A 25,333-nucleotide genomic window follows, 5' to 3' on the forward strand; every position below is an offset into this window, starting at 1 on the left:
CGGCCGGGGTGTGAAACCTGCCCTCGAAATTGACCGCCGAAATGACTTGATTGCGCCTGTCTGCAGACATTCTGTGGTACGGCCGCGCACCGACTAGACCAAGCTAAAATCAGAAAAACTTCAGAACGACGTCGGTACAGGCCCCTTTCGCGGAGGCATAATGCGCTCGATCCGAGACGAAAAAGCGTTGAGCGTGTACCAACATGATGCTGACCCTCACCCCTGAACTTGTAGCCAAGGCCCATCGCCACGTCGTCGATCCAGGACCGCGTTCAGGGACTGTCTATCTGCAGGACGAGGATTATGCGTGGTGGGTTGATCATATCCTTACAGGACGCGGGCAGAGCCGCGAATTCTTGGTGTTCGCCTACGGCTCCCTGATCTGGAAACCGGAGTTTGCGGCCGTCGAGGAACGGATCGCACATACCTACGGCTGGCATCGCGCGTTTGCGCTCAAAATCACTCGCTGGCGGGGCTCGCCGGAACGTCCTGGCCTTATGCTGGCGCTCGATCGGGGTGGCGCGTGCAAAGGGATCGCCTTTCGCCTGCCGGAGGAGGGATTGACCAAGGCGTTGGGCAAGCTGTTGCGACGCGAGATGTCTGCAAAACCGCCGTCGAACGTGCCTCGCTGGATAGGGCTCGAGACCGCACAAGGTCCGGTCCGAGCGCTCGCATTCGTGGTCGATCGCAACGCGCCCGCCTATGCCGGCTCGCTCGAACTAGGACAGGTGGCTGACACTTTGGCGACCGCAGCCGGACACTGGGGTTCATGCGCCGAATATCTCTACAACACCATCACTCACCTCGAAGCCAGGGGCATCCGAGACCGGAAGCTCTGGCAGCTTCAGGCGTTGGTCGCCGAACGGCTGCAAGCAGAAAAACGGGCTTGAAAGGAACGCGAGATGCTTCATTCCCTCGAGCGCACAAACGAAATCCGGCAGGAACTTTTCGAGCTTCTCGCGAGCAGCGCGGCAACCTTTTGGTGCTGCCCGTCACAAGCCTCCATTACGGAGGGGCTGGAAGCGGCATTGACAGCCATTGAAACCGACCATTCCTTGGAACGTCCGTCGGAGCCAAGCCGACCTCCCTTCTTGATGCGAATTGCAGGTCGTTGGCCTATAAAGGTTTGGCTTAGCCAATTCGGGAACACGGCTTTCGATGGCGACCGAAGCGTCAGCTCAAGCCTGTCGTCTGGGGAAGTTCAGCTTCGACCCCAGCAGCGGAGCGTTGTCTTACGACCGTGAGATCATCTTTCTGCGGCCGAAAGCCCAGGTCCTCCTTTCGCACTTGGTCCGAAATGCCGGCCGTGTGGTTTCGAAGTCGGAGCTTCTCGATGCAGTCTGGCCGGAAGTGACGGTCACCGAAGATTCGCTGACCCAGTGTGTCCGCGAGATCAGAAAGGCCCTCGGGGATGAAGCGCAGGCGCTGGTCCGCACAGTCTCCCGGCGAGGTTACATGCTGGCAGTCGCAACGGAACCCGACCTGACAACAGACGCACCAGCAGTCGCCGTTCTCCGCTTCCACCATGGAACCGACGATCCGACCGAAACCGCGATCTCCGACGGCATTGCTGAAGACATTCTCAATGGTTTGGGTCGATTCAGGGCCGTAACGGTGCTTGCACGGAGCACGAGTTTCGCGGTGAGCGGCGAAGCGGCCCAAGAGTGGAGGACGCTTGGCGAAAAGCTTGGTGCCGACTACTTCGTCGATGGCGATATCAAACGCTTGGGCGGCACTTTCGACGTCGGGGTTCGTCTGACAGAGGCCTCCCGTGGGGTTCAGCTTTGGAGTGACCGATATCTGGCACAAGATACCGAGATTTTCTCCGTCCAGAACGAGATCGCGCATCGCATCGTCAGCCGCCTCGTCTCGCGTCTGGAGGATGCCGGGCTGCAACGGATGTCGAGCAAGCCGACTGACAGTCTTGCCGCCTATGAATTGGTGCTTCGAGGTATTGCGGCGTTGCGCGGCTATCGGCCCCAAGACAATGAGGACGCTCGCCAGTTGTTTGAAGCAGCAATCGAAAAGGACCCGCATTACGGCGTTGCACAGTCCTATCTGGCGCTGTCGCAGGTCATCATTGGCGGGTACGCCATGGCATCCACGAAGGTGCTTGCCGGGGCGCTCGACCTCGCCCTCAAAGGTGTGACGCTGGCCCCCGAAGACCCGCGGTGTCACCGAATTCTAGCTATCGTTCGGCTTTATCTCAGGCAGCACGACGCCGCCGAACAGCATGTCAGACGCTCGCTCGACCTCAATCCTCATGACGCCGACACCGTTTGTCAAATGGGCTATCTGCTGACCATGCGCGGCAGGCCGCTTGATGGCCTGGCTTGGATAGACCGGGCGCTTAGCCTCAATCCCGTCCATCCGGACTGGTACCACTATGATCGGTCTGTGGCACTGTATTCAATCGGTGAATATCGGTCGGCGGCAACAGAACTTGAGAGATTGCCTCTGCTCGGTCCCGGTGCCCGCGTCCGACTCGCCGCCTGCTACGCTCAGATGGGAGAACTACAAATCGCCAAGCACCACTTAGGCGCGGCCGCTGTGGCAGGGTTTTCCCCGTTGGATTACGTCAAGAATGGCATTGTCTTCGAGCACGCTGCCGATATCGAGCATCTTGTCGAAGGCGTGAGGAAGGCATCCGCACAGGCAGAATAGCGCCGCATGTCCTCGGCGGGAGGGGATGACAGCTGTTCGCGATTTCGGGACGTTTGACCGTAACTCCACTTGGTCGGCTTCGGGTTCGACACCGCCCGAAGCACGAACGGCAGCTTTGGAGAAGCGACAGGAAGGTCAGCAAATGGCGCATTCAAGCCGTGCGTCGGTTCGTATCTTGCAACGCCGGTAGCATCTGCCAAGGATACGCGATCCTGATCCGATGGAGCACGGGATGCCAAGCCAAAGGAGAAAGCTGACCTTGACCGCGGACCATGTCGCGCGGGTCCACAAGGTCGTTCAAGACCAGGGTTTGACGGCAGGTGCCGAGCTACACACCGATGCTGACTACGACCGCTGGGTCGAGCAAATGATCCGAGCTCATCCGGCCCCGAAGGCACCGACCCGCCTATTCGCTTACGGCTCGTTGATCTGGAAGCCGGAGATCGAGCACATCGGTGAGCAACTAGGCGCTGCTCGGGGTTGGCATCGTGCTTTTTGCTTCCGCATGACCCGTTTTCGGGGCACGCCAGAGCAGCCCGGCCTTATGATGGCCCTCGATCGTGGAGGGCAATGCCGGGGCGTCCTGTACGACCTACCAGAGGACAACCTCGAACGCCAATTCGGCAAATTGTTTCGACGCGAGTTCACCTACAAGCCGGCCAATAGCATGCCCCGCTGGATCACGGTCGAGACCGCCTCGGGAGCCACGCCGGCGTTGACCTTTGTTATGAACCGCGCCTCGCCTCTTTATGCCGGTCGTCAGTCACTTGAAGCAGTTGCCGATGTCCTGGCCCGGGCCTGCGGTCATTGGGGCACCGGGGCCGAGTACTTGCTCAACACGGTTTCTCACCTCGAAGCCAAGGGGATACGCGACCGCAACCTCTGGCGACTTCAACGCCTTGTGGCAGAGTTGATAGAGCGAAACCCGGCGGAGCGGAACGTTCTCTGAGCCAACGGAGCGCACATCTCTTCAAGCGTCTGCAGTTGGCGCTCTGTGCTCGTTGCCGCCGACCGATTCAAACGGCAGGGCCTAACCCATCTCGGCCATTCGCGGCATAGCCAGAATGACTGAGTTTTACCCTAGTCTTCCTCCCGAAAATCCTGCAGCGAGGCATGGCGCAGATTCTCCTCGCCGCGGAGATGCTTCATGCGGCCGATCAGCCCCGGCTTGAACCATTGCGTCGCCGGCCGTTTCATCCCGTTTGGCGGGGCTCCTGCATGCTCCTGCACCCGTTTCCAGAGCCGTTCGCGCAACTCCCGGTTCAAGGTAATGAAAGCCGAGCCGACATAGCGTCCGTGCCGCGCTCGGCCATGAGCGCGAAAGCCGGCTTGCCTGCCTCGCGCTCGACGCCAAGAAGTTCGTATTCGTCGATCGAATAGGCCTTGGTCTTCAGCCAAGCCGTGCGACACGATCACGATGGCGAGGTGACCCTTGTTCACGATGACGGGACCGTCACGGTTCGGCTTCACGGCTACGATGTTCCGGTGACGACGCGCGGGGAACGCCTCGCCGAAATACCGGACCTCTCCACCGCGTCCGCCCTCGGGGTCACGCCGTTCCCTACATCTACCATCAGGCATGGTCCGCAGGTCGACTCCTACCGATGAGCTAACGTCCGCTCTGGAGAAGCACCGCGAATGTCTGAGCATGGCGCTACCTGCTCGTTCCGATCGACCAGACGAACGGCAACTTCCCACCCTGGGCGGGAGTCCAGCCACGGGGTCGAGCGTCATAGATTTTCATCGCTACCGTATATCTGTGTCCCAATAATGTACTGGGGCCAACTAGTCTCTGCGCTGCCAAATTTCCAGACGCCACCGTGGCCATGGTCACGGGCCGGGGAATCGTGATCCGGCTCGCGGGTTCGAAGAGGAGCATTCTTCATGCGGACGCTTTGTTGCAGTGCAACCAAAGGTGAACGCAGCTGCCTGCTGCGATGGCTGCCGTTTCGATTTCACATCAGACCGAGCACCGCTCCGGCGACAACCAGATAACGCGAAACTTTCGCGACGGCGACGATTGCGACAAAGCTCCATAGCGGCTCGCGCAAAACCCCGGCGACCACGGTCAGTGGATCGCCGATGATCGGCATCCAGCTTAACAGGAGCGACCATTTTCCATAACGGCGATACCATTTCACCGCGTTGTTGAGCCTCGCCGGACGCAGCGGAAACCAGGGCTTGTCCCGGAAGCGTTCGATCCCTCGACCAAGCCCCCAGTTCACCGCCGAGCCCAGGATGTTGCCTATGCTGGCGACGAGAACCAGCATTGCAGGCGAGAAGGAACCGGTGGCGAGAAGCCCTGCAAGGGCGGCCTCCGACTGCGCCGGGAGGATGGTCGCCGCCGCGAAGGCAATCGCAAACAGGCCGCCGTAGATGGCAAAGATATCCATCTACGTTTCGCCTTGCGGAGCGGGCTTCAGGGTTGCACATCGATCACGACCATGAGTCCGCCACCGCCTTTCCCTCAACATTGTTGTAGTTCGCATGGTGCCCGATATCCGGGATTGATAAACACTTTTCCTGGCCGACGCGGCTGCTAGACGCGACATCGCCTTCCCTATCGCTCCAAAACCACAGGATAAGGACTTCCGGTCGCTGGCAAGGTCAAGAGCTTCCGCCAATGGCCTCTGAACATTAAGGGGGCACGGATATGCGGTAGCAGGATCAAGTCATAAGCAGGGCCGCTACCAACTCCATCAGCGGCTCGGCGGCAAAGCCGATCATCTCGCGCAGGATATCGGCGTCGGGGGGTCTTCTCTACGAGCGTGCGCAGGTTCATCATGTCGCTGGTCATCGGTGGTTCCTTCGAACCAGGTTGTGTCAGCAACTCAACCCTACTGAAGAACACCGATGACCGCCGCTACACCGCTCGCTCGCTACAGCGCTGTTGAGGGCGCGCTCGCGAGCGGCTTCGCTACCGCCGACCTACACCACGCGGTGGGACACGACCGACTGGCAGGCAAGGCCGAGCATGACCGTCTCGCAGTCTGCACTGCAGCGGTCTCAACAGGAATCGTCCAAATGCACCGTACTTTCCGGCGGATCTTAGCGACAATGTTGATTGCCTGGGGTGTCGGCTACGCTGCCGGCTACGCGCAGGCGCAAAACCCGCTCATCATTACGGCACCAGTCTCCGGTCAGACTATTGATGGGACGCTCTCCTTTTCCGGGACGGCTGCCGTCAACAGCATCACACGGCGCGGAACTATTCGCGGGCAGACCAATACCGGGGTCGAATGCCGAGGGACAACTACCATCAATCTTACCTTTTCGCGTGGAGAAGGAACGATGGTTTGCGGGCAACTCTCAACCCGATTCGTGTTCTCGCTGACCAGCAGACAACCTCCAGCTGGCACAGGAACAGGAATCCTTTCCGATGGGCGAAAAGTGGTCTTGAGAATAGGACGATGATCCCAAAGCGACAGGCACGCCCGCTCAACCGCATGCAGGAGCGCCTGCAGCGTTTCGTCGAGGACCGCACGCGCATGCTGGCGACGATCAGCCACGACCTGCGCACGCCGCTGACCCGGCTGCGCGCCGAGTTCGTCCAGGATCACGATCTCCAGGAAAAATGCTGAAGACCATCGAGGAAATTCAGACGGTGACGGAAGCAGCGCTCGCCTTCGCGCGCGAGGGCACCTGACGATTGGAAAGAGAATCTCTGGATAACATTCTGCGCGGCCCCCTCGTCATGAAGCGCGTTTTTGCCTGATCGGACGGCGGCCGCGGGTTGATTTGCAACCCGCGGCGCTAGTCGTGGATCACTTGATATCGGTGACCGTGATGCGCCCGTTGACGCGGTCGGCTGCAAACTCGATTGCCTGACCCGCTTTGACCTTCTCGATCATGCCGCCCTCCGCGACGACGAACACCATCGTCATCGCTGGCATGTCGAGATTGGTCAGCGGCTCATGCTTGATCGTCAGCTTTTTCTGCTTGGCGTCGACTTTGACGACTTCGCCTTTCACGTATTCCTGTGCGAACGCGCTCCCGCCGATGGCGAGCGCGAGCGCGAGGGTCGAGAAAGCTCTTATCAATATCTTCATGACTGCTTCCTTTGCGATTTGGGGGTTAGTGGGCGACGGTGATATCGCCCTTCATGCCGGAATCGTAGTGACCCGGGATCAGGCAGGCGAAGCCGAATTCGCCGGCGTTGGCGAACGTCCAGATGATCTCGCCTCTGGCGCCGGGCGCCAGCCGGATCGAATTGGGATCGGCGTGCTCCATCTCGGGGAATTTCTCCATCAGCGCCTTGTGCTCCATGATCCCGTCATGGACGTCCATGACGAATTCGTGGTCGACTTGGCCCTTGTTGACGAACTCCAGGCGAACGGTCTCGCCCTTCTTCACCTTGAGCACGGCCGGCTGGAACAACATTTTTCCGTCGTCCTTCTCCGACATTGAGATCTTGATGGTCCGCTTTGCCTTGCCAGCCTCGCCAGGGCTGCCGATCGGCATCGTGGCGGCTTTGTCGCCATGGCCTCCAGCGTGGGTTCCACCGGCAAGAGCTGCTCCCGAACTGACCGCCATCAAAACGGTCGCTGCGATTATATGTTTCATGCTGCACTTTCTCTCATGGTTGAGGTTGAGGGGTTTCGGTTCTCATCGCTGTTTGCCGTGACCGCCGTGCGCTGCCGGGGCCATCGTTTTTGCGTCGCCTGATTTCGTCGGAGCGGGGACATCCCCCTTCCACTCGTAAGCCACGGTTCCCTCCGGGTGCTGGTACCAGCCCGGATCGGCATAATCGTTCGAGGCGAGGCCCTCGCGAACCTTCACGACCGAGAACATGCCGCCCATCTCGATGGCGCCGAATTGGCCCCAGCCGGTCATCATCGGGATCGTGTTGTCGGGAAGCGGCATCTCCATCTCGCCCATGTCGGCCATGCCGCGGTCACCCATGGCCATGTAATCGGGCTGGACCCGGCGGATTTTGTCGGTGACTTTGGAGTTGTCGACGCCGATGTACGTCGGCACGTCGTGGCCCATCGCGTTCATTGTGTGGTGCGACTTATGGCAATGGATTGCCCAGTCGCCCTCATATTTGGCTTCGAACTCATATGCCCGCATGGCGCCGACGGGGATGTCGATCGACACCTCCGGCCACCGCGCCTCCGGCCGGACCCAGCCGCCATCGGTGCAGGTCACCTCGAAATCGTAGCCATGCATGTGGATCGGATGATTGGTCATGGTCAGGTTGCCCACCCGGACCCTGACCCGGTCGTTTTTCGCCACTGGAAGATGGCTGATCCCCGGAAAAACGCGGCTGTTCCATGCCCAGAGATTGAAATCCGTCATCTCCATGATGCGCGGGACGTACGACCCCGGTTCGATGTCGAAAGCGTTCAGCAGGAATACGAAATCGCGGTCCACGCGCATGAACTTCGGGTCTTTGGGATGAATGACGAAGAAGCCCATCATGCCCATGGCCATCTGGACCATTTCGTCGGCGTGCGGGTGGTACATGAATGTGCCGCTCTTCACGAGGTCGAACTCGTAGACGAAGGTCTTGCCGGGCGGGATGCCGGGCTGGGTTAGACCGGTCACTCCGTCCATGCCGTTGGGCAGGATCATGCCGTGCCAATGGATCGTCGTGTGCTCCGGCAGCTTGTTTGTTACGAAGATGCGGACTCGATCGCCCTCGACCGCCTCTATGGTCGGGCCGGGAGATTGACCGTTGTAGCCCCAGAGATAGGCAGTCATGCCGGGCGACATCTCGCGCTCGACCGGCTCGGCCACCAGATGGAACTCCTTCACGCCGTTGTTCATGCGATGCGGAAGGGTCCAGCCGTTGAGCGTCACGACCGGCTGGTAGTCCGGTCCGCTCGTTGGGAAGATCGGAGGCTGCATGTCAGGGGACTCCATGATTGCAGCGTCGGGCAGCCCCATCGCGGACGTTTTGGTCCATGCAGTGGCGCCGGCGAGCAGGGCTCCCGCGCCAAGCAACTGACGTCTTGAAAGCATTTTCTTCTCCTTGAGGTTCAGTGGCCTTCGGCGCCCGCTTCGGCTGCTGCCGGTGCGTCGCCGCCGCCGGGCGAGCCTGCGCCGCCACCGTGGATGGCGGTCCCGAGATTGACGTCGGCCAGCCAGAAATTGCGCTTGGCGTTGAGGGAAAGCATGATCGAGCTGATTTTCGCGCGTGTGTCCGCCAGCAGCTCGAACGTGTTGGTGATCATGCCGTTGTAGGTGAGGAGCGACTCCGCCTCGATCTTTGTTCGCAGCGGCACGGCATTGTTGCGATAGTGCCGGGCAATGTCGTAAGTCGAACGGTAGGCGTCATAGGCGGATCTGGCCTCCGACCGGATGTTGACCGCCTTTTCCGCCATCCGATTTGCAGCTTGCATGTAGGCAAGTTCGGCCTTGCGCATGCGTGCCTTGCCGGTGTCGAAAATCGGAATGACGAACTCGAGCTCGAGAGTGGGTGAGACACTCGTCTCGGTTCCGCCCTCCTCGGCCTCCTCGCGTTCCACCTCCACGCCGGAAAGCAGTTCCAGATCGCTGACGTAGCGCGTCGCCTCGGTCAGACCGTAGGATTTCGCCAGCGCTTCCAGCTCAAGTTTCGCGATCTCGAGGTCGACGCGATTTCTTAGCGCCTCCGCCTCGATCGCGCGTTTGGCCTTGGCGCCTTTCGGCAAGGCTGGAAGCATGTTGGGGACCGAGTAATCGACGTCCGGTCCCCATAGACCCATCAGCCGGGTGAGCTCTTCCTTGGCGGTGCGGGCGGCGAGCCGCGCCTCCGCCGCCTGACCGGTGATCTCGGCATAAAAGACGTGTTCGCGGGCTTGGCCGGTCTTTGTGAAGGCGCCCGTCTCTCCAAGTTTTTGAGCGAGTTCGGAGGCAGCGTCGGCGGCGGCTTGCGCCTTGTTCAGATAGGAAACGCTCTCCCAGGCCGAGACAGCATTGATCCAGGCCCGCCGCGTGTCCGCGGCCAGACGTAACGTTTCTTCGGCGGCGCGGAGCTGAGCCTGACGGAAACGCGCATCCGCGACTGCGACGCGCCGCTTATGGGTCGCGAGCGCAAGGATGTTGCTGACCACCGCTCCTTCAATCGTCCGCACAGGATCGACGCCGATCATGCCGACCGAGATCGTCGGATTGACGAGCATCGATTCCTGCCACATGTCGGCCGCCGACAAGCCGATCTCGGCGTAGGCGGCCTGCAGGCCCTTGTTGTTGAGCAAGGCGACCTGCACCGCGGTGTCCGGGCCGATCGTCTTCTTCTGGACGAGTCGCTTCACGCGCTCCGAGACCGTCCGCGCTTCCTCGCTGGACTGCACCCAGACGGTTTGCTTGCCGGTCACGGATTCGGCACGCGCCGCGACTGTCGTGAAGCCGGCCATGGGGGCTGAGATGCCATTGAGCGCCCCGCTGGTCGTGCATCCGGCAGCGATCAGCGGGATGGTTACCAGCGCAACCATGGTCAGGAGCCGGCGCTTCATGATCCGGCTCCCGGGTTCGCAGGGGAGCGTTCTTCATTAAGGCGCCGCCAATTCTGCGGATCCACTGGCTCCCGGTGGCTATAAACGACGACCGGGTGGTAGTGCGCATCACGGACGCCCATTGCCGGATCGGCCGGATTGAAGGTGGGAAGGATGTCCGGGGGTGTGGTCGCCGCACATCCGGCAACTAACAGCGATGCGAGCATCGCGGAGCTTGCGATTTTCATTGTATACCTGAAGCATGACGTATGCGTTTGGCCGCGCGGGAACGGATTCCCGACGCTGCGCGCGAACGCCCGAAGAGGGCGCGTCAGTTCAGGTGTGTTTGGGGGGCCTTATCAGCGCTGCGTATTCGCCAAGCGGCAAAGTCACGGCAACGACCGACGCAAAGCAGCGGGAGACAACAGGCTCCAGGTCAGGGCATTCGACCGGCACCGCATGTGCCGGTGCACAATGGACTTCACAGCTCTTGTCGGAGGATTGCTTGTCGCCGTGATGATGCTCCGACGTGTCCGCGTCGTCCGCCGTGGCGCCATAATGGCCCATGTCGTGTGCGGGTGTCTCGGCCTGGAAATCCACCCCGGCGTGAAGATCCGCCCCCGCGTGAAAACCCGTGGCGTTGGCTGTGGCAAACAGACCAGGCTGAAGAGCCGACATGACCAGGAATACGACCGCCAGCATTGCTCGGAGCGGTAAGTTTCCCAAGATCGAGATTCGACCAACATTCGTCATCGTGCCCTTGGGACAATTGTTCGTCTGATTTGTCAAGTTCGCGTGCGTAAGGCTTGTTGCAACGCAACCAAAAGTGAACGCTACTGCCTGCTGCGACGCGTCTGCATTTCGATTTCACATCAGGCCCAGCACCGCTCCGGCGACAACCAGATAACGCGAAACCTTCGCGACGCCGACGATTGCGACAAAGCTCCATAGCGGCTCGCGCAAAGCCCCAGCGACCACTGTCAGCGGGTCGCCGACGATCGGCATCCAGCTTAACAAGAGCGACCATCTACCATAACGGCGATACCAGTTCGTGGCGCGGTTGAGCGTCGCTGGGCGCAGCGGAAACCAGGGCCTGTCCCGGAAGCGTTCGATCCCTCGACCAAGACCCCAGTTCACCACAGAACCCAGGACGTTGCCCAGGCCGGCGACAAGAACCAGCATTGCGGGCGAGAAGGCATCCATGGCGAGGAGCCCTGCAAGGGCGGCCTCCGACTGCGCCGGGAGGATGGTCGCCGCAGCGAAGGCAATAGCAAACAGGCCGCCGTAGATGGCAAGGATATCCATCTACGTTTCGCCTTGCGGAGCGGGCTTCAGGGTTGCACATCGATTACGACCATCAGTCCGCCACCGCCCTTCTCTTCGACATTGTTGTTGGTCGTATGATGCCCGATATGGCAATGGATCAGCCATTTTCCGGGCCGACGTGCCTGCCAGACGACATCGTAGCGTTGCCCTGGTCCGACGTTGACTGTGTCGGCAAGGAATCGTGCCGACTCCGGGATAGTCTCGCCGTCGCGGGCGACAACTTCGAATGGACCGCCGTGGATGTGCATCGGGTGGATAAACCCATTATTGGTGCCGATGAAGCGCACTTTCAGAGTTTCGCCGACCTTCATCCTGATCGTGTCCGTCGAAGGATAGGAGCGGCCGTTGATGGTGAAATAATTCGGCTGCCCGCCGTCCATCGGCATCGACGGAAAAGTCAGGCCCTCCCGCATCAGCCATTCCTGAAGCTGGATAACATAGTCGTGGTCTGCCGCAATCTCGTCCTGGGGATTGGCGGGATCGATGATGAGTGCACCGTAGAGTCCGAGCGCCTGCTGGCGATCGACATGGTCATGCGAGTGATAGAAGTAGGTTCCCGATTGGCCTGCCGTAAATTCGTATCGGTAGCTGCCGCCGGGCGGGATCGGCTCCTGCGTGATCTCGGCCGGGCCGTCCATTTCGTTCGGCAGGATCAACCCGTGCCAATGGATGGTCGTACTCTCCGGCAGGCGATTCGTGACGTTGATGCGCACCCGATCGCCTTGCCGGATATGCAGCCGTGGGCCGGGAACCTGGCCGTTGATCGCATAGGCGTCGACTTTCACGTCCGGCAAGATCGCCCAGCGGATGACCGAGGTTTCCAGGTCGAACACCTTTACCCCGTTCTCCATCCTGGCTTCCAGTTCCCGGTCGCCGCGAACCTCCAAGCCATGGCTGGCCGTGATCAGGCGAGGATGCACGGCGGCCATGTCCAGCATCGCTGCAGCCGGCGTGTCGCGGTCCATGATCATGCCGGGCGGCATGATGGCGCCGCCTACGTCTCGCGCGCTGAGGGCGAGGTTCACCCAGTTGGCCGGAGCGATCATGCCGAGCGCCAGCGCGAGTACGGACACGCCGCCGAAGGCCGCGAGTTGCGGCACAGTTGCATCGGGTTCCATACCGTCGTGACCGCCATGCGAACCACGCGACCCTCCTCCCCCATCGCCGTGGGAGGAGCCATGGCCGGATCCATGATGGCCAGGCCCGGGATTGCCGCCTGGGTTGGCATGTCTGGGCTTGGCATGTTCATCGAGGCGGGCGTAAGCGTGTTGCCCCACCATCCCGGCTTTCGCGCCGCTATGTGCGTGCTCGCGCCTGCCTTCCCTTGCCTTGTCGAGCTCCGGTTCGCGTTCGGTCATCAGCCCGTGCTTCAGTCCACGGGCCACCATCCATATGTTGGCGGGATATGCGGTGACGAATCCAACGATCACGCCGAACGACATCACGCCCCAGAACAGGAGCTCGGTCGGTTCCATGGCCCGCATGTCGCTGCCCATCATCAGGAAGCTCATGATCGGCGCCATGCCCGCCATCATGAAATTCATGCTGATGAATTCCGGCATGAAGCTCTTGCGGACATTCTCCCAGTAGGTGCCGCCCATCATCGATTTCATGAACAGCGACTGGAAGATGAACAGGCCGAATGCGAAACCGGCAACGTACTCGACAACAAGATCGATCCACATCGGCAGCCCGAGAGCGGCGGTGATTGCCGCAGCAAGGATGATGCCGGTGGTGTCTCCGGCGACGCAGTGGATCGTCGAGCCGACGCCTTGCTTCCAGAGCGGTTTGGTGAACGCCTCATGTTCGCCTGGCCGAGGCTCCTTGTCGGCCAGCACGTAGATCAGCAGCCCCAGCGGCCCCATATAAAGCGTGACCAGGATGAAACCCCATTTCATCACCACGGGTTCGGGGTTGTTGCGGAACTGGTCCCACGCAACATAGGCCGTGCTCAGGCCCGCCAGAACGAACCAGACTGCGAGGAAGTAGTCGACGGGCTGTACGAACATTGCAGGATTCCTGTCGATTGTCGTCAATGTCACCTAGTCCGGCATCGGGTGAAGTCGATGCCTTGCCTACTGCCGTTTCTCCCTGAACTTGGCGTGGCAGTTCGTGCAGTTCTGCAGCATCAGATGGAATACGTGTTCGGCTGGGATCTTCGAAGGATCGGAATCGGCCGCGCCGCCAGCCCGTTTTCCGAGCAGGCTGCTGCCCATTGCCATTCCGGGTTTCATCCTCATGGCTTCCGTAATGCCTTCGGGCGCATCGTCAGCCGCATCTGACAGCGCCGCAGCCAGGCTTTCGAGATGGCGAGCGAGCGCGGCGAATTCTTCTTGGGACTGACCGATATCCGCCTTAGCGGCCGAGGGTTCACCAAGCGAGTCCGCTGGAAATGCGTCTACCATGGCACTTCCGGACCGGCGGCGAATGGTTTCGGTTGCCGCCTTGAAGGCTGCGGCATCGTAGGCCACCTTGCCGGCAAAAATTTCGGAGATGGTCTTGGCGGCGCTCGCCATCGCCTTCATCGACGCTTGGCGCTCGGCGACGACTGGGGCGACGGCTGTCTTCGGGAGCGCCGTCCCGGCGGCGATCCCGGCGATGACAAGGACTGCTGCAATGATGGGGACGCGCCTCACTGAACCGTGCCGTGTCCAGCAAGCCCGTCGATGATCGGGCAATCAGGTCGGTCATCGCCGTTGCAATGGTCGGCCAGATGCCGAAGCATGTCCCGCAGCCCGGCGAGTTCCGCAAGTTTCCGGTTGATTTCGGCGAGCTTGGCTTCCGCTATGGCCTTCACATCCGCGCTTTCGCGCTCCTTGTCGCCGTAGAGCGAAAGGAGCTGGCGGCATTCCTCGACCGAGAAGCCTAGGCTGCGTGATCGCTGCAGGAAGCGCAGGCGATGCACGTCGGCCATCGAATAGTCCCTGTACCCGTTGTCGGCGCGATCAGGCCTGAGAAGACCGATGTCTTCGTAGTATCGGATGGTCTTTGGCGGCAGGCCGGACTGTTCTGCAGCAGTTCCTATGTTCATGGTCTGACCTCAAAGCTTCAAGGAACGAAGTCGCAGCGCGTTTCCGATCACGGAAACTGACGAAAGGCTCATTGCCGCTGCCGCGATCATCGGTGACAGCAGCGTGCCGAAGATCGGGTAGAGGATGCCCGCCGCTACCGGCACGCCGAGTGCGTTGTAGACGAAGGCGAAGAACAGGTTCTGCTTGATGTTACGGATCGTCGCCTGCGACAGCCGCCGCGCCCGGACGATGCCGTTGAGGTCGCCCTTGACCAGCGTGATGCCGGCGCTCTCGACCGCCACGTCGGCGCCGGTTCCCATGGCGATGCCGACATCGGCCGCCGCCAGCGCCGGTGCGTCGTTGACGCCGTCGCCGGCCATCGCGACGCCCGCGCCCTTCGCATGCAGTTCGTCGATCAGCGCCTTCTTGCTCTCCGGCAGCATGTCGGCGCGCACCTCGTCGATGCCGAGCTTCGCCGCCACCGCTTTCGCTGTGCGCTCGTTGTCGCCCGTCGCCATGATGATCCTGAGTCCGCTGTCATGCAGGGCGCGGATCGCTTCCACCGTCGTCGCCTTGATCGGATCGGCCACGGCGACGAAACCGGCAAGCCTGCCGTCGGCCGCGACGAACATCACCGTCTTGCCGTCGGAACGCAGCGCGTCGGCACGCTCCTTCGCCACCTCCAGGCCGATGCCCAGATCGTCCATCAGCGCCTGATTGCCGAGCGAAACGGCGCGGCCCTTGACCGTTCCCGTGACGCCCTTGCCCGTGACGGCCTCGAAATCCGCTGCGTCTTCGACGGTCGCGCCGCGCTCCCGCGCGCCATCGACGATCGCCTCGGCAAGCGGGTGCTCCGAACCCTTCTCGAGGCTGGCGGCAAGGCCGAGAAGTTCGGCCTCGTCAAAGCCATCGAACCCGACGACGTCGGTCAACTTGGGCTTGCCCTCGGTCAGCGTGCCGGTCTTGTCGACGATCAGCGTGTCGACCTTGGAGAAGCGCTCCAGCGCTTCGGCCTCCTTGATCAGCACGCCAGCCTGCGCGCCGCGTCCCGTGGCGGTCATAATCGACATTGGCGTCGCCAACCCAAGCGCGCAGGGACAGGCGATGATCAGCACCGAGACGGCCGAAACGATGGCGAAGACCATGCTCGGCTGAGGCCCATAGATGGCCCAGACGATGAAGGCGACGATGGCGACCAGAACGACAGTAGGCACGAAGTAATAGGAGACGCGGTCGGCAAGTCCCTGGATGGGCGCTCTGCTGCGCTGCGCGTTGGCAACCATTTCGACGATGCGCGACAGCATCGTATCGGCGCCGACCTTTTCGGCGCGCATGACCAGCGTTCCGTTCTTGTTGAGCGTGCCGCCGGTCACAAAGTCGCCTTGCGTCTTCTCGACGGGGACAGGTTCGCCGCTCAGCATCGATTCGTCGACCGAGGAGCGGCCTTCGAGCACCGTGCCGTCGACCGGCACACTGTCGCCGGGCCGCACGCGGAGCCGCTCGCCGGCCTGCACTTCCTCGAGCGGCACATCCGTCTCAGAACCGTCCGCCCCGATCCGCCGTGCCGTCTTCGGCGCCAGGTCGAGCAGTGCGCGGATGGCGGAGCCAGTGCGCTCCCTTGCCTTCAGTTCCAGCACCTGGCCGAGAAAGACCAGCGCGACGATTACTGCGGCTGCCTCGAAATAGACCGGAACCGTGCCACCGTGGCCGCGAAACTGGTGCGGGAAGATATCCGGGAACAACGTCGCCACGACGCTGTAGACATAGGCGGTGCCGACGCCGATCGAGATCAGCGTCCACATGTTCGGACTGCGGTTGACGATCGACTCCCAGCCGCGATGGAAGAAGGGGATCGCCGCCCAGAGCACCACCGGGGTCGCCAGCGCCAACTCAATCCAGGCTGCCGGATGTTCGCCGAGCCAGTCGCGGAACGGCAGGCCCAGCATCGGTCCCATGGTGATCAGAAGCAGCGGGATCGACAGGACGGCACTTACCCGAAAGCGGCGGGTGAAGTCGACGAGTTCCGGATTGGGACCTTCGTCGCCGGTCGGCACGCCCATCGGCTCCAGCGCCATGCCGCAGATTGGGCAGGAGCCGGCCTTGTCGCGGACAATCTCGGGATGCATCGGGCAAGTATATTGCGTGCCCTTCGGCATCGGCTCCGGCGCTGGCTGGCCGCTCAGATATTTCTGAGGATCGGCCTCGAACTTGGCTTTGCACCCGGCGGAGCAGAAGTAAAAACCCTTGCCCTCATGCCGCACGAAATGCTTCGCCGTGGCGCGCTCGACTTTCATCCCGCAAACCGGATCGGTCGCATTCAGAAAGGCTTCTGGCTCCTTCTGGAACTTGGTCCGGCAGCCTTCCGAACAGAAATGATAGCTGTGGCCGCCCAAGGTCGCTGACGGCTTTCCCGCCGCTGGATCGACTGTCATGCCGCACACTGGATCGCGAGTGACGACGATTGAGGCAGCGGCCGGCGCGTGCGAGGAACAGCACGAGCCATGCGATGCGTCGGTGTGGGTGGCATCATCGTGACGGTCGATCATGGGGCACTCCTAAATGGGCAACTCCCCTTCCACCTACGGTTTCCAGTTACTGGAAGGTCAAGTGGCTTTCTGCAAAATGATCGCTTACTTCCGCCGCGATATGGCCAGCGTGTCCCCCTGTGGGCTGCCGCAGGATGAGATGGGCGCCCCTTCACCTGCCGCCAGGGCCTTGGCCACTATGCCGCCGACAAGAAAAATTGGACGATTGGTGTGCGTTTAATCGCCGGCGCTAGGCGGCGTTCCTGACAGGCTCGAAATCTATATCGAGAACCGCCTCGAGCTGCCGGTCCATGAAACGCTCCGGTATGCTCTTTACCAGCAAGTTGCGTAGCGGGACGACAAGCGGGTTCTGCCACTGCGCCACTTTGGCATAGAGGCGTGATTCAGCCGCGACCCTATGTGCCCTGTCGAGACGGCGTTTGTCATACTCGCGGATGGCCCGGTCGGCCGGAAGTCGCCCGAACAACGCAGCAAGAACGGCCGCGTCTTCCATGGCAAGTCCGGCGCCTTGTCCCAGATCGGGCGTCACCGCATGCGCGGCGTCGCCAAGCAAAACCGCTCGTCCGCACGTGAACGAGGGCATTGGATCGAGATCGTGAATATCCGTCCAGATCAGTGAATCTGCCGGGGTCCGATCGAGGACCTCCGGGATTGGCTCGTGAAATCCGGAAAACATTGCCTGCACTCCGGCAAGATCTGCCTGAGCCAACTCGGGGTCGTCCAGGCGATCGGCGCCACAGCAGGCAAACCAGTAGACCCTTTCGCCGGGGATCGCGGCCAGACCGATGCGTTTTCCGGCCCCCCAGCTTTCGGTAAGACGCGCCGGGTCCATTCCTTGCAGGAAACCCGGCGCGATCGCGCGCCAGCAAGCGTAGCGGGCGAAATGCTCGCGCGATTGGGGAAACAACGCTCTACGAACCGCGGAGTGAATGCCATCGCAAGCGAGCACCAGCTCGCTTTCCACGATCTCCCCATTCGCAAAGCGCAGGGCGATGTTGTCGCCAACCTGCCGAGCATCCACGCATTCCATTTCGGTGCGGATGATAGAACGTGGTAGTTCCGAAAGAAGGGCCTTGTGGAGATCGCCACGATGCAGCACGGCCATGCTGAGGTGACCATATTTCTGACTGAAGCGCTGAAAATCCGTGGATTGGAGAACTTGTCCCTTGTCGTCGAGAAGATCGAGCCTGTGTATTGGCTGCGCCTCGGCCACAACCGCTTCGTAGAGCCCGAGCGTACGAAGGGCACGAAGCGCATTGGCGCTGAGACTGAGACCCGCACCCAGAGGTTTCAGTTCGCTCGCCTGCTCGTAAATCTCGGTCTCCCATCCGAGGAGTCGCAGGCCCTTGGCAACTGCAAGTCCGGCGATGCCTGCACCAATGATGACTGCGCGCATGTTCACGCTCCCTTTCGCCTTTGCCACGCGGCAAAACACTTTGCGAGACCAAAGTGTTCCCGAGGAAACAGGCGGCTAACGCCTTCTCCAATTTCACTCGAAGGGAGGTCTGCGGTGTGGCGTACCGACGCCCTGGAGCTCTGACGATCGCGTCCGAGATTCGCGAACCCGTGTTACAGGCGCTAAATAACTTCGCATGGACAGGGATATGAGCCAGACGCAGAGTTCCGTCGGCGCTTCGGCTACGGTGGCATTCATCGATCTTGCGGGCTTTAGCGCCATCGCGGACGTTTATGGAGATGCAGCGGCAATCGATGTGCTCGAGATTTTCGAGAGCATGGTCCGCGAGGCGCTTGCTGGCTACGAGCCTCCGATCAAGTGGATCGGGGATGAAGCGATGCTCTCGTTTCCGGAGCCGGAGTTAGCGATCCAGGCGCTTGGAACGCTGTTGCAGGCATGCCGGGAAGAACCGCGCCTCCCGCTCACCCGGTCGGCGCTGAACCATGGACCGGTCATCCGCAGGGCAGGTGATCTGTTTGGATCGACCGTCAACATAGCGGCACGTATTGCTGCGCTTGCGTCCCCCGGTCAATTGCTTGCGACTCAACCCATTGCCGACGCCGCTGCCGCCAAAGGCATCTTGGTGCGGGATCTCGGAGAGGTGGCGCTGCGGTCGGTAGCTGATGAAATCCCTCTTTACGAGATCGAACTTGCCCCCTCGCCTGACCCGGCCTGGATCGATCCAGTGTGCAAGATGCATGCTCCGTATGCATCCTATCGACGGGCCGCCCCAGAAGGGCCATGGTTTTGTTCGCCGCGTTGTGAAGAGGCATATCGGAAGTCGCCGCAGACCTATCCACTGGCTCGATGACACGGCTCCCCTAGCTGCCCTGGCGCCCCCTCTCAGTCTATTACTCATTGCGCAGGTGAGATATGCTACGGTGCCGGAAGTCGCCGCAGCATGATCCGCTGCCACAAGTGGCACATTGGTGCCGATGAAGCGCACTTTCAGAGTTTCGCCGACTTTCATCCTGATCGTGTCCGTCGAAGGATAGGCGCGGCCGTTGATGGTGAAATAATTCGGCTGTCCGCCGGCGGAAAACCACGCGATAATCCTTCCAGCTGCTGGAAGTTCAAGAGTTGCCGTCCAGCCATGGCCGATCAGTCGTTTCCAAGAAGTCACGGAGAATGGGTTCCATGGGCGTTCTCTGCTGCTTGACTCCCAGCCTTTTTCGCGGCAGGTTTCGATCAATAGGTCAGACCAATTTACCGATCCGGGATCAGCCAGATGATTCCGTTGAAGTAGAACTGGGTAACAATGCCGATCCAGGCCGTTGAACCGCGTCGACTTTACCGACAGATCGCCGATCAGCTCAGGCAGTTGATCGACGCGGGCGAGTTCGCAGTCGGCGATCGGCTGCCGACCGAGCGCGAACTGGCCGATCAGCTTGGCATCTCCCGCCCGACCGTGCGTGAAGCGCTGATCGCGCTCGAGGTCGAGGGGCGCATACGCATTCGCGTCGGCTCGGGCATCTACGTCACCGAACCGCCGCGTGCCGAAATTTTGACGGCAGAAATGGATGAGGGCCCGTTCGAGCTGTTGCGGGCACGCGAGTTCATCGAAGGGGCGATCGCCGCCGAAGCCGCCCTCCATGCTCGGCCGATCGACATCGAACATATGGACGACGTGCTGCGCCGCATGGAGGACATACCTCGCCCGACCAGGATGACGATCGCGCTCGACCGCGAATTCCATACGATGGTGGCGGGCATTCTCGGAAACGCCGTTCTGGTGCGCTGCATCGGCGAGCTCTTCGACCAGCGCATGAACCCATATTTCGAACGCCTGTCGAGCTATTTCGAGAACAGGGAGTCCTGGCGGGCCGCCGCGGAGGAGCATCGCGCGGTGCGCGACGCGATCGCGGCGCGCGACCCTGAACGGGCCAAGGCCGCGATGCAGGAACATCTGCGTCAGTCGCAACTGAGATTCTCACGCAATTTCGGTGAGAAATCCGCGGCCAGGGAGGTCGCGGGATAGGAGTCCGCCGACCGGGAGGGTCCTGTCGGCACCGTCAATCCATTCACAGGGAGGAATATGATGTTGAGGAAATACGCCGTTCTGCTCGGCACGATCGCTGCATTCGCTCTGCCCATGGCTTCGGCCTCTGCGCAAACCGCGCTGAAATGGGCCCATGTCTACGAAACGTCCGAACCCTTCCACACCGAGTCGGTATGGGCGGCGGAAGAGATCAAAAAGCGCACCGACGGCCGCTATACGATCGACGTCTTCCCGGCTTCGCAACTCGGCAAGGAAGCCGACATCAACCAGGGGCTGACCCTCGGCACGGTCGACATCATCATCTCCGGATCGAGCTTCGCCGCCCGCGAATACCCGCCGATCGGCGTGACCTACTTCCCGTTCACTTTCCGCGACGCGGATCACCTGCTCGCTTACACCAAGAGCGACAAATACAAGGAGTTGACCGCCGGCTTCGAAGAGGCCTCCGGCCATCACATAACCGCGACCACCTACTACGGCACGCGTCACACGACCTCCAACCGGCCCATCGAGAAATGCGCCGACATGCAGGGCCTGAAGATCCGCGTGCCCGATGTGCCGGCCTATCTCGCCATGCCGCGCGCCTGCGGCGCCAACACCGCGCCGATCGCCTTCGCCGAGGTCTATCTCGCCTTGCAGCAGGGCACGGTGGAAGCGCAGGAAAACCCACTGACGACGATCGACGCCAAGAAGTTCTACGAAGTGCAAAAGCACATTATCCTGACCGGGCACATCGTCGATCATCTCAACACGATCGTGTCGCAATCGCGCTGGTCGCAATTGTCGGACGAGGACAAGGCGATCTTCACCGAGGTGATGCAGGAAGCCGCCGCGCGAGCGACAAAGATCATCGTCGATCGCGAGAAGGCCCTGGTTGAAACCTTCAAGGAGCGCGGTCTCACCGTCACCGAAGTCGATCGCGCCGATTTCGAAAAGAACGTGATGGAGAAGGTGACGTTCGACGAGTTCGGCTACCGCAAGGAGGATTGGGAGGCGATCCGCGCCGTCAAGTAACCCGCATCGATCCGGGCCCGGCGCGACAAGCGCGTCGGGTCTGTCGAGCCCGCTGTCCAACAGTGCCCGGAGCTTGCCGATGACCCAAGAGGTCCACACCCAGGTTACCCCAGAAGAACTGGCGCATGCCTTCGAGGAAGAAGCGCCGCCCATCGATCTGTCGCGATACGCGGCGGAGGACTGGGTCACGCTCGCCGTGTTCTGGGGCATGTCGTTCTGCGTGTTCCTGCAGTTCTTCACGCGCTACGTCATGAACAACAGTTTTGCCTGGACCGAGGAGATCGCCATCAACTGCCTCGTCGTTGTGGTCTTCCTGGGCTCGGTCATGTGCACGCGCACCACGCGCCACATCCATGTCGACGTGCTCTATCACTATCTCCCCGCTGGGGCGGGGCGCTACCTGGCGCTCGCGGTCAATGTGATTACCATTTGCTTCTTCGCCTACATGTCTTGGCTGCTTTGGCGCTATGTCGGGATCGTCCACCGCGAGCGGATGGTCACCATCAACCTGCCGCGCAATGTCGTCTTCTACGCCGTCTTCGCCAGTTTCGTGCTGATGATGCTGCGCGCCATCCAGGTCTTCATCGGCAACATTCGCCGCGGCTACTCGGCGCTGGAGCGCCCCGCCGCGTTCGACGGATTGGGGGAATAGGCCATGCTGCTTCTGATCGGAGCCTTTCTCGTCCTGATGCTGATCGGCGTGCCCGTCGCTGTGTCGATGGCGGTGTCGTCGCTGCTCTATCTCGTCTTCTATGGCGTGGCGCCCGACATCATCGCTGCGCAGCGCATGATCGCCGGCGTCGAGAGCTTTCCGCTGCTTGCCGTGCCGTTCTTCATCTTCGCCGGCAATTTGATGAACATCGCCGGTGTCACCGGGCGGATCTATTCCTTCGCGCTGGCGCTTGTCGGCTGGATGAAGGGCGGCCTCGCGCAGGTGAACATCATCGGATCGGTGGTCTTCGCCGGCATGTCGGGGGCTGCCCTTGCCGATGCCGCCGGCATCGGCACCATCGAGATCAAGGCGATGAAGGACCACGGCTATCCCGTCGAGGCGGCGGTCGGCGTCACCGCCGCCTCCTCGACGCTCGGCCCGATCTTCCCGCCGTCGCTGCCCTTCGTCATCTACGGCATGATGGCCAACGTCTCGATCGGGGCGCTGTTCATGGCCGGCATCCTGCCCGGCGTCGTCATGACAGCGCTGATGATGGTGACGGTCGCGATCTTCGCCCACCGCCGGGGCTGGGGTTCGGACACGCCGTTCAAACTGAACCGGCTCGCCGCCGCCTCGATCGAGGTTGCCGTCGTGTGCTGCTTTCCGCTGGCGGTTTATGTCCTTGTCCAGACGGGACTGTCGCTCAACATTGCTGTTGGCATCGTGCTCGTCATCCTGATCGCCTGCGACTGGTATTTCGACTTTTCCGCCGTCATGGCGTTGATGACGCCGATCATCCTGATCGGCGGCATGACCATGGGCTGGTTCACCCCGACCGAAGCGGCCATGGCCGCCGTCATCTGGTCGTTGTTTCTCGGGCTCGTGCGCTATCGCACGATGACACTCGCAGCCCTCGCCAAGGCCAGTTTCGACACGATCGAGACGACCGCGTCGGTCCTCTTCATCGTCACCGCGGCATCGATCTTCGCCTGGTTGCTCACGGTCAGCCAGGCGGCGCAGCTGTTCTCGGTCTTCATCACATCGCTGACCGAAAACAAATGGGTGTTCCTGATCCTGGTCAACATCCTGATGCTGGTCGTCGGTTGTTTTCTCGACACCATCGCCGCCATCACGATCCTTGTGCCGATCCTCCTGCCGATCGTGGTTCTCTACGGCATCGATCCGGTGCATTTCGGTCTGATCATGACGCTCAATCTGATGATCGGTCTGCTCCATCCGCCGCTCGGCATGGTGTTGTTCGTCCTCTCGCGGGTCGCAAAACTGTCGGTCGAGCGTACGACCATGGCAATTCTGCCCTGGCTCGTGCCGCTGATCGTCGCGCTGATCCTGATCACCTTCGTCCCCGCCATCACGCTGTGGCTGCCGACGCAAATGGGGCTGATCCGTTGATCGACAGTCCAATCGCAGCGACGCTGTTCGGCCCCGAGGATCTGCGCGTCGTCGAGCATCCGCTCGGCCCGCTCGCGCCCGGAATGGTGCGCGTGCGCTTTGGCGCCGGCGGCATCTGCGGTTCCGACCTGCACTATTTCCGCCACGCGCGGACCGGCGATTTTGTCGTCACATCGCCGCTCGTGCTCGGCCACGAGGTCGCCGGCGAGATCGTCGAAATCAACGCGGACGCGCCAGGACTTGCCGTCGGTGATCGCGTGGCGATCAACCCGTCGCGCTGGTGCGGACAATGCCCCCGATGCGCAGAGGGCCGCGCCAACCTCTGCGAGAACATCTATTTCATGGGCTCGGCGTCGAAAACGCCGCACATGCAAGGCGGTTTTGCCAGCGTGTTCGACGCCACGCCGGCGCAATGCATCAAAGTCCGGCCTGATGTCGCCTACCAGGCGGCGGCACTCGCCGAGCCGCTCGCCGTCAGCCTGCATGCCGTGGCGCGGGCCGGCGACATCGCCGGCCGCAACGTCATCCTGATCGGTGCCGGCCCCATCGGGCTCCTGACCATGCTCGCCGCCAAGCTCAAGGGTTGTGGCGAGCTCACCGTTTCCGACATCGCCAAGGCGCCGCTCGCCTTCGCCAGCAAACTTGGAGCAAACAGGACGATCAACCTGTCCGGCGGCGACGACGAGCTCAAGGCGCTCGCGGCCGACAAGATGATCGATGTCGCGTTCGAGATTTCAGGCACCGCCGCGGGTCTCGCAGCTGCGATCGCCAGCGTCCGGCGCGGCGGCACGGTCGTTCAGGTCGGCAATCTGCCGGGTGGTCAGATCCCGGTGGCCGCCAATGCGGTGATGGCCAAGGAAATCAATCTGAACGGCACGTTTCGTTTCGGCGCAGAATTCAACGAGGCGGTCGACCTCATCGTCAGCGGGGATATAGATGTCCTAAAGCTGGTGACCGCCGAACGCCCCCTCTCCTCGGCCTACGATGCGTTTGCCCTGGCCGCCGACCGCTCGCAGAGCGTCAAGGTGGTGCTGACCGCCGACTGAGGCGTTTTCCCGGCGCCTCCCCATCAGGGGTCGGTTCCGGTAGGGCGAAATGGCCCTCTAAGCGCTCTGCTCCTTCGGCCACAGAGTAAGCGGTGTGCTTCTCACACATGGGCGGAATATTTCCATCGCTCGGTATCAACTACCATCAGCGGCAGAGCGCTATGGCAACTGTGCCGACACCGACTGTCGACTTGGCCGAAAGTGGCTACTCCGCAATGTCCCTTTGGCATCGACATCTCGATCTATTGCCACGACTCAGGTTCGGTATTGTGTAGCTCAATCAAGCGCTCGCACCCGCCAAGCTCCTTCGATGTGCTCATGGCCCAAGCTTTCGCCTGCTGCTCAGTTAGAGACAGGCTTGGGTCTCCGCTCTGCGCCAATAGCGACAAGTTGGCCCCCTCCAACCTACCGATCGACATTTCGACATCCTGATAAATCTCTGTCTCAGGGCCGCAGCCTTGCCTCTTCAAATAGCCGAGAAACTTCGGCCTCATCGGGGCAGGTCCGGCACCACAGTATTTTTCGGCAAGCGCATACATTGTTAACGCGTAACCAATGCCCATAAAACGCGTCTCAATCTCTTCCCCAGGCGCAAAGCTGTTTCTACAAAACGGTGGCGACTGCCCGTAAGCAACCGTCACCGATAAACAAGACAGAGCGATCGTGCTAATAATAATGCGAAACATGTAATCTCCTCAAAGAAGAGCATAACTATGCTAAGCCCGAGGTGTCCGCAATCGGCCGTCGGGTCTTCCCGGACGACAGCAATAAGTCGATGCCGTCTACTAGGT

General features: G+C 61.3%; 23 protein-coding genes and 1 pseudogene. 11 read left to right on the plus strand and 13 right to left on the minus strand.

Annotated elements, in window-relative coordinates; all coding sequences use genetic code 11:
- The first annotated feature begins 203 nt into the window (after positions 1–203).
- The 3 genes from AC0L2B_RS19905 (at position 204) to AC0L2B_RS19915 (ending at position 3,613) form a co-directional block, all read left to right on the plus strand.
- Entirely contained in the window at positions 204–890 is a 687-nt protein-coding gene (locus AC0L2B_RS19905) for a gamma-glutamylcyclotransferase (protein ID WP_473746549.1), read from the plus strand.
- A gap of 268 nt (positions 891–1,158) precedes the next feature.
- The gene (locus AC0L2B_RS19910; RefSeq protein WP_473746550.1) at positions 1,159–2,664 is read left to right on the plus strand and encodes a winged helix-turn-helix domain-containing tetratricopeptide repeat protein; all 1,506 of its coding nucleotides are present in this window, start codon (positions 1,159–1,161) and stop codon (positions 2,662–2,664) included.
- A 259-nt stretch (positions 2,665–2,923) separates the two neighbouring features.
- Positions 2,924–3,613: a gamma-glutamylcyclotransferase gene (locus AC0L2B_RS19915; RefSeq protein WP_473746551.1), complete on the plus strand. Its 690-nt coding sequence runs from the start codon at positions 2,924–2,926 to the stop codon at positions 3,611–3,613.
- Positions 3,614–4,619: 1,006 nt separating this feature from the next.
- Here the strand turns inward: AC0L2B_RS19915 and AC0L2B_RS19920 are convergent.
- Complete coding sequence (locus tag AC0L2B_RS19920; protein ID WP_473746552.1) at positions 4,620–5,057, minus strand: YqaA family protein; 438 nt, start codon at positions 5,055–5,057, stop codon at positions 4,620–4,622.
- A 460-nt stretch (positions 5,058–5,517) separates the two neighbouring features.
- Between AC0L2B_RS19920 and AC0L2B_RS19925 the strand changes: the two genes are divergently transcribed.
- Together AC0L2B_RS19925 and AC0L2B_RS19930 are read left to right on the plus strand one after the other, a co-directional pair.
- Positions 5,518–6,078, plus strand: coding sequence for a hypothetical protein (locus AC0L2B_RS19925; RefSeq protein WP_473746553.1), 561 nt, complete (start codon positions 5,518–5,520; stop codon positions 6,076–6,078).
- 23 nt (positions 6,079–6,101) lie between these two features.
- Positions 6,102–6,301 (plus strand): annotated as a pseudogene (locus AC0L2B_RS19930) (histidine kinase dimerization/phospho-acceptor domain-containing protein); the annotation flags it as partial.
- A gap of 127 nt (positions 6,302–6,428) precedes the next feature.
- On the opposite strand, the gene AC0L2B_RS19935 reads toward AC0L2B_RS19930, so the two are convergent.
- The 11 genes from AC0L2B_RS19935 to AC0L2B_RS19985 form a co-directional block, all read right to left on the minus strand.
- Complete coding sequence (locus tag AC0L2B_RS19935; protein ID WP_473746554.1) at positions 6,429–6,713, minus strand: copper-binding protein; 285 nt, start codon at positions 6,711–6,713, stop codon at positions 6,429–6,431.
- A gap of 25 nt (positions 6,714–6,738) precedes the next feature.
- A complete protein-coding gene (locus tag AC0L2B_RS19940; RefSeq protein WP_473746555.1) occupies positions 6,739–7,227 on the minus strand; it encodes a cupredoxin domain-containing protein in 489 nt (162 codons plus the stop codon).
- 42 nt (positions 7,228–7,269) lie between these two features.
- On the minus strand, positions 7,270–8,628 hold the full coding sequence (locus AC0L2B_RS19945) for a multicopper oxidase family protein (protein ID WP_473746556.1): 1,359 nt from the start codon (positions 8,626–8,628) through the stop codon (positions 7,270–7,272).
- A 17-nt stretch (positions 8,629–8,645) separates the two neighbouring features.
- On the minus strand, positions 8,646–10,103 hold the full coding sequence (locus tag AC0L2B_RS19950; protein WP_473746557.1) for a TolC family protein: 1,458 nt from the start codon (positions 10,101–10,103) through the stop codon (positions 8,646–8,648).
- Between the two features lie 315 nt (positions 10,104–10,418).
- Entirely contained in the window at positions 10,419–10,784 is a 366-nt protein-coding gene (locus tag AC0L2B_RS19955; protein WP_473746558.1) for a hypothetical protein, read from the minus strand.
- Positions 10,785–10,949: 165 nt separating this feature from the next.
- Complete coding sequence (locus tag AC0L2B_RS19960; protein WP_473746559.1) at positions 10,950–11,387, minus strand: YqaA family protein; 438 nt, start codon at positions 11,385–11,387, stop codon at positions 10,950–10,952.
- A gap of 26 nt (positions 11,388–11,413) precedes the next feature.
- A complete protein-coding gene (locus tag AC0L2B_RS19965) occupies positions 11,414–13,417 on the minus strand; it encodes a multicopper oxidase domain-containing protein (RefSeq protein ID WP_473746560.1) in 2,004 nt (667 codons plus the stop codon).
- A gap of 66 nt (positions 13,418–13,483) precedes the next feature.
- Entirely contained in the window at positions 13,484–14,044 is a 561-nt protein-coding gene (locus AC0L2B_RS19970; protein ID WP_027151848.1) for a cytochrome c, read from the minus strand.
- Entirely contained in the window at positions 14,041–14,439 is a 399-nt protein-coding gene (gene cueR / locus AC0L2B_RS19975; protein ID WP_091593879.1) for a Cu(I)-responsive transcriptional regulator, read from the minus strand. The genes AC0L2B_RS19970 and cueR overlap by 4 nt, the downstream gene beginning before the upstream one ends.
- Positions 14,440–14,448: 9 nt before the next feature.
- Complete coding sequence (locus AC0L2B_RS19980) at positions 14,449–16,965, minus strand: heavy metal translocating P-type ATPase (RefSeq protein ID WP_473746561.1); 2,517 nt, start codon at positions 16,963–16,965, stop codon at positions 14,449–14,451.
- 229 nt (positions 16,966–17,194) lie between these two features.
- Positions 17,195–18,361: an FAD-dependent monooxygenase gene (locus tag AC0L2B_RS19985; RefSeq protein WP_473746562.1), complete on the minus strand. Its 1,167-nt coding sequence runs from the start codon at positions 18,359–18,361 to the stop codon at positions 17,195–17,197.
- Positions 18,362–18,569: 208 nt separating this feature from the next.
- Between AC0L2B_RS19985 and AC0L2B_RS19990 the strand changes: the two genes are divergently transcribed.
- The 6 genes from AC0L2B_RS19990 (at position 18,570) to AC0L2B_RS20015 (ending at position 24,542) form a co-directional block, all read left to right on the plus strand.
- On the plus strand, positions 18,570–19,232 hold the full coding sequence (locus AC0L2B_RS19990; RefSeq protein ID WP_236373921.1) for a hypothetical protein: 663 nt from the start codon (positions 18,570–18,572) through the stop codon (positions 19,230–19,232).
- Between the two features lie 447 nt (positions 19,233–19,679).
- On the plus strand, positions 19,680–20,399 hold the full coding sequence (locus AC0L2B_RS19995) for a FadR/GntR family transcriptional regulator (protein ID WP_091593871.1): 720 nt from the start codon (positions 19,680–19,682) through the stop codon (positions 20,397–20,399).
- 60 nt (positions 20,400–20,459) lie between these two features.
- Entirely contained in the window at positions 20,460–21,434 is a 975-nt protein-coding gene (locus AC0L2B_RS20000) for a sialic acid TRAP transporter substrate-binding protein SiaP (RefSeq protein WP_473746563.1), read from the plus strand.
- A 79-nt stretch (positions 21,435–21,513) separates the two neighbouring features.
- Entirely contained in the window at positions 21,514–22,086 is a 573-nt protein-coding gene (locus AC0L2B_RS20005; RefSeq protein ID WP_473746564.1) for a TRAP transporter small permease, read from the plus strand.
- Between the two features lie 3 nt (positions 22,087–22,089).
- A complete protein-coding gene (locus AC0L2B_RS20010) occupies positions 22,090–23,496 on the plus strand; it encodes a TRAP transporter large permease (protein ID WP_473490153.1) in 1,407 nt (468 codons plus the stop codon).
- Positions 23,493–24,542, plus strand: a complete 1,050-nt coding sequence (locus tag AC0L2B_RS20015) for an L-idonate 5-dehydrogenase (RefSeq protein WP_473746565.1) — start codon at positions 23,493–23,495, stop codon at positions 24,540–24,542. The genes AC0L2B_RS20010 and AC0L2B_RS20015 overlap by 4 nt, the downstream gene beginning before the upstream one ends.
- Positions 24,543–24,784: 242 nt before the next feature.
- On the opposite strand, the gene AC0L2B_RS20020 is transcribed toward AC0L2B_RS20015, so the two are convergent.
- Positions 24,785–25,228: a hypothetical protein gene (locus tag AC0L2B_RS20020; protein WP_473746566.1), complete on the minus strand. Its 444-nt coding sequence runs from the start codon at positions 25,226–25,228 to the stop codon at positions 24,785–24,787.
- Positions 25,229–25,333 lie beyond the last annotated feature (105 nt).

This window comes from Mesorhizobium sp. WSM4815, assembly GCF_055811575.1.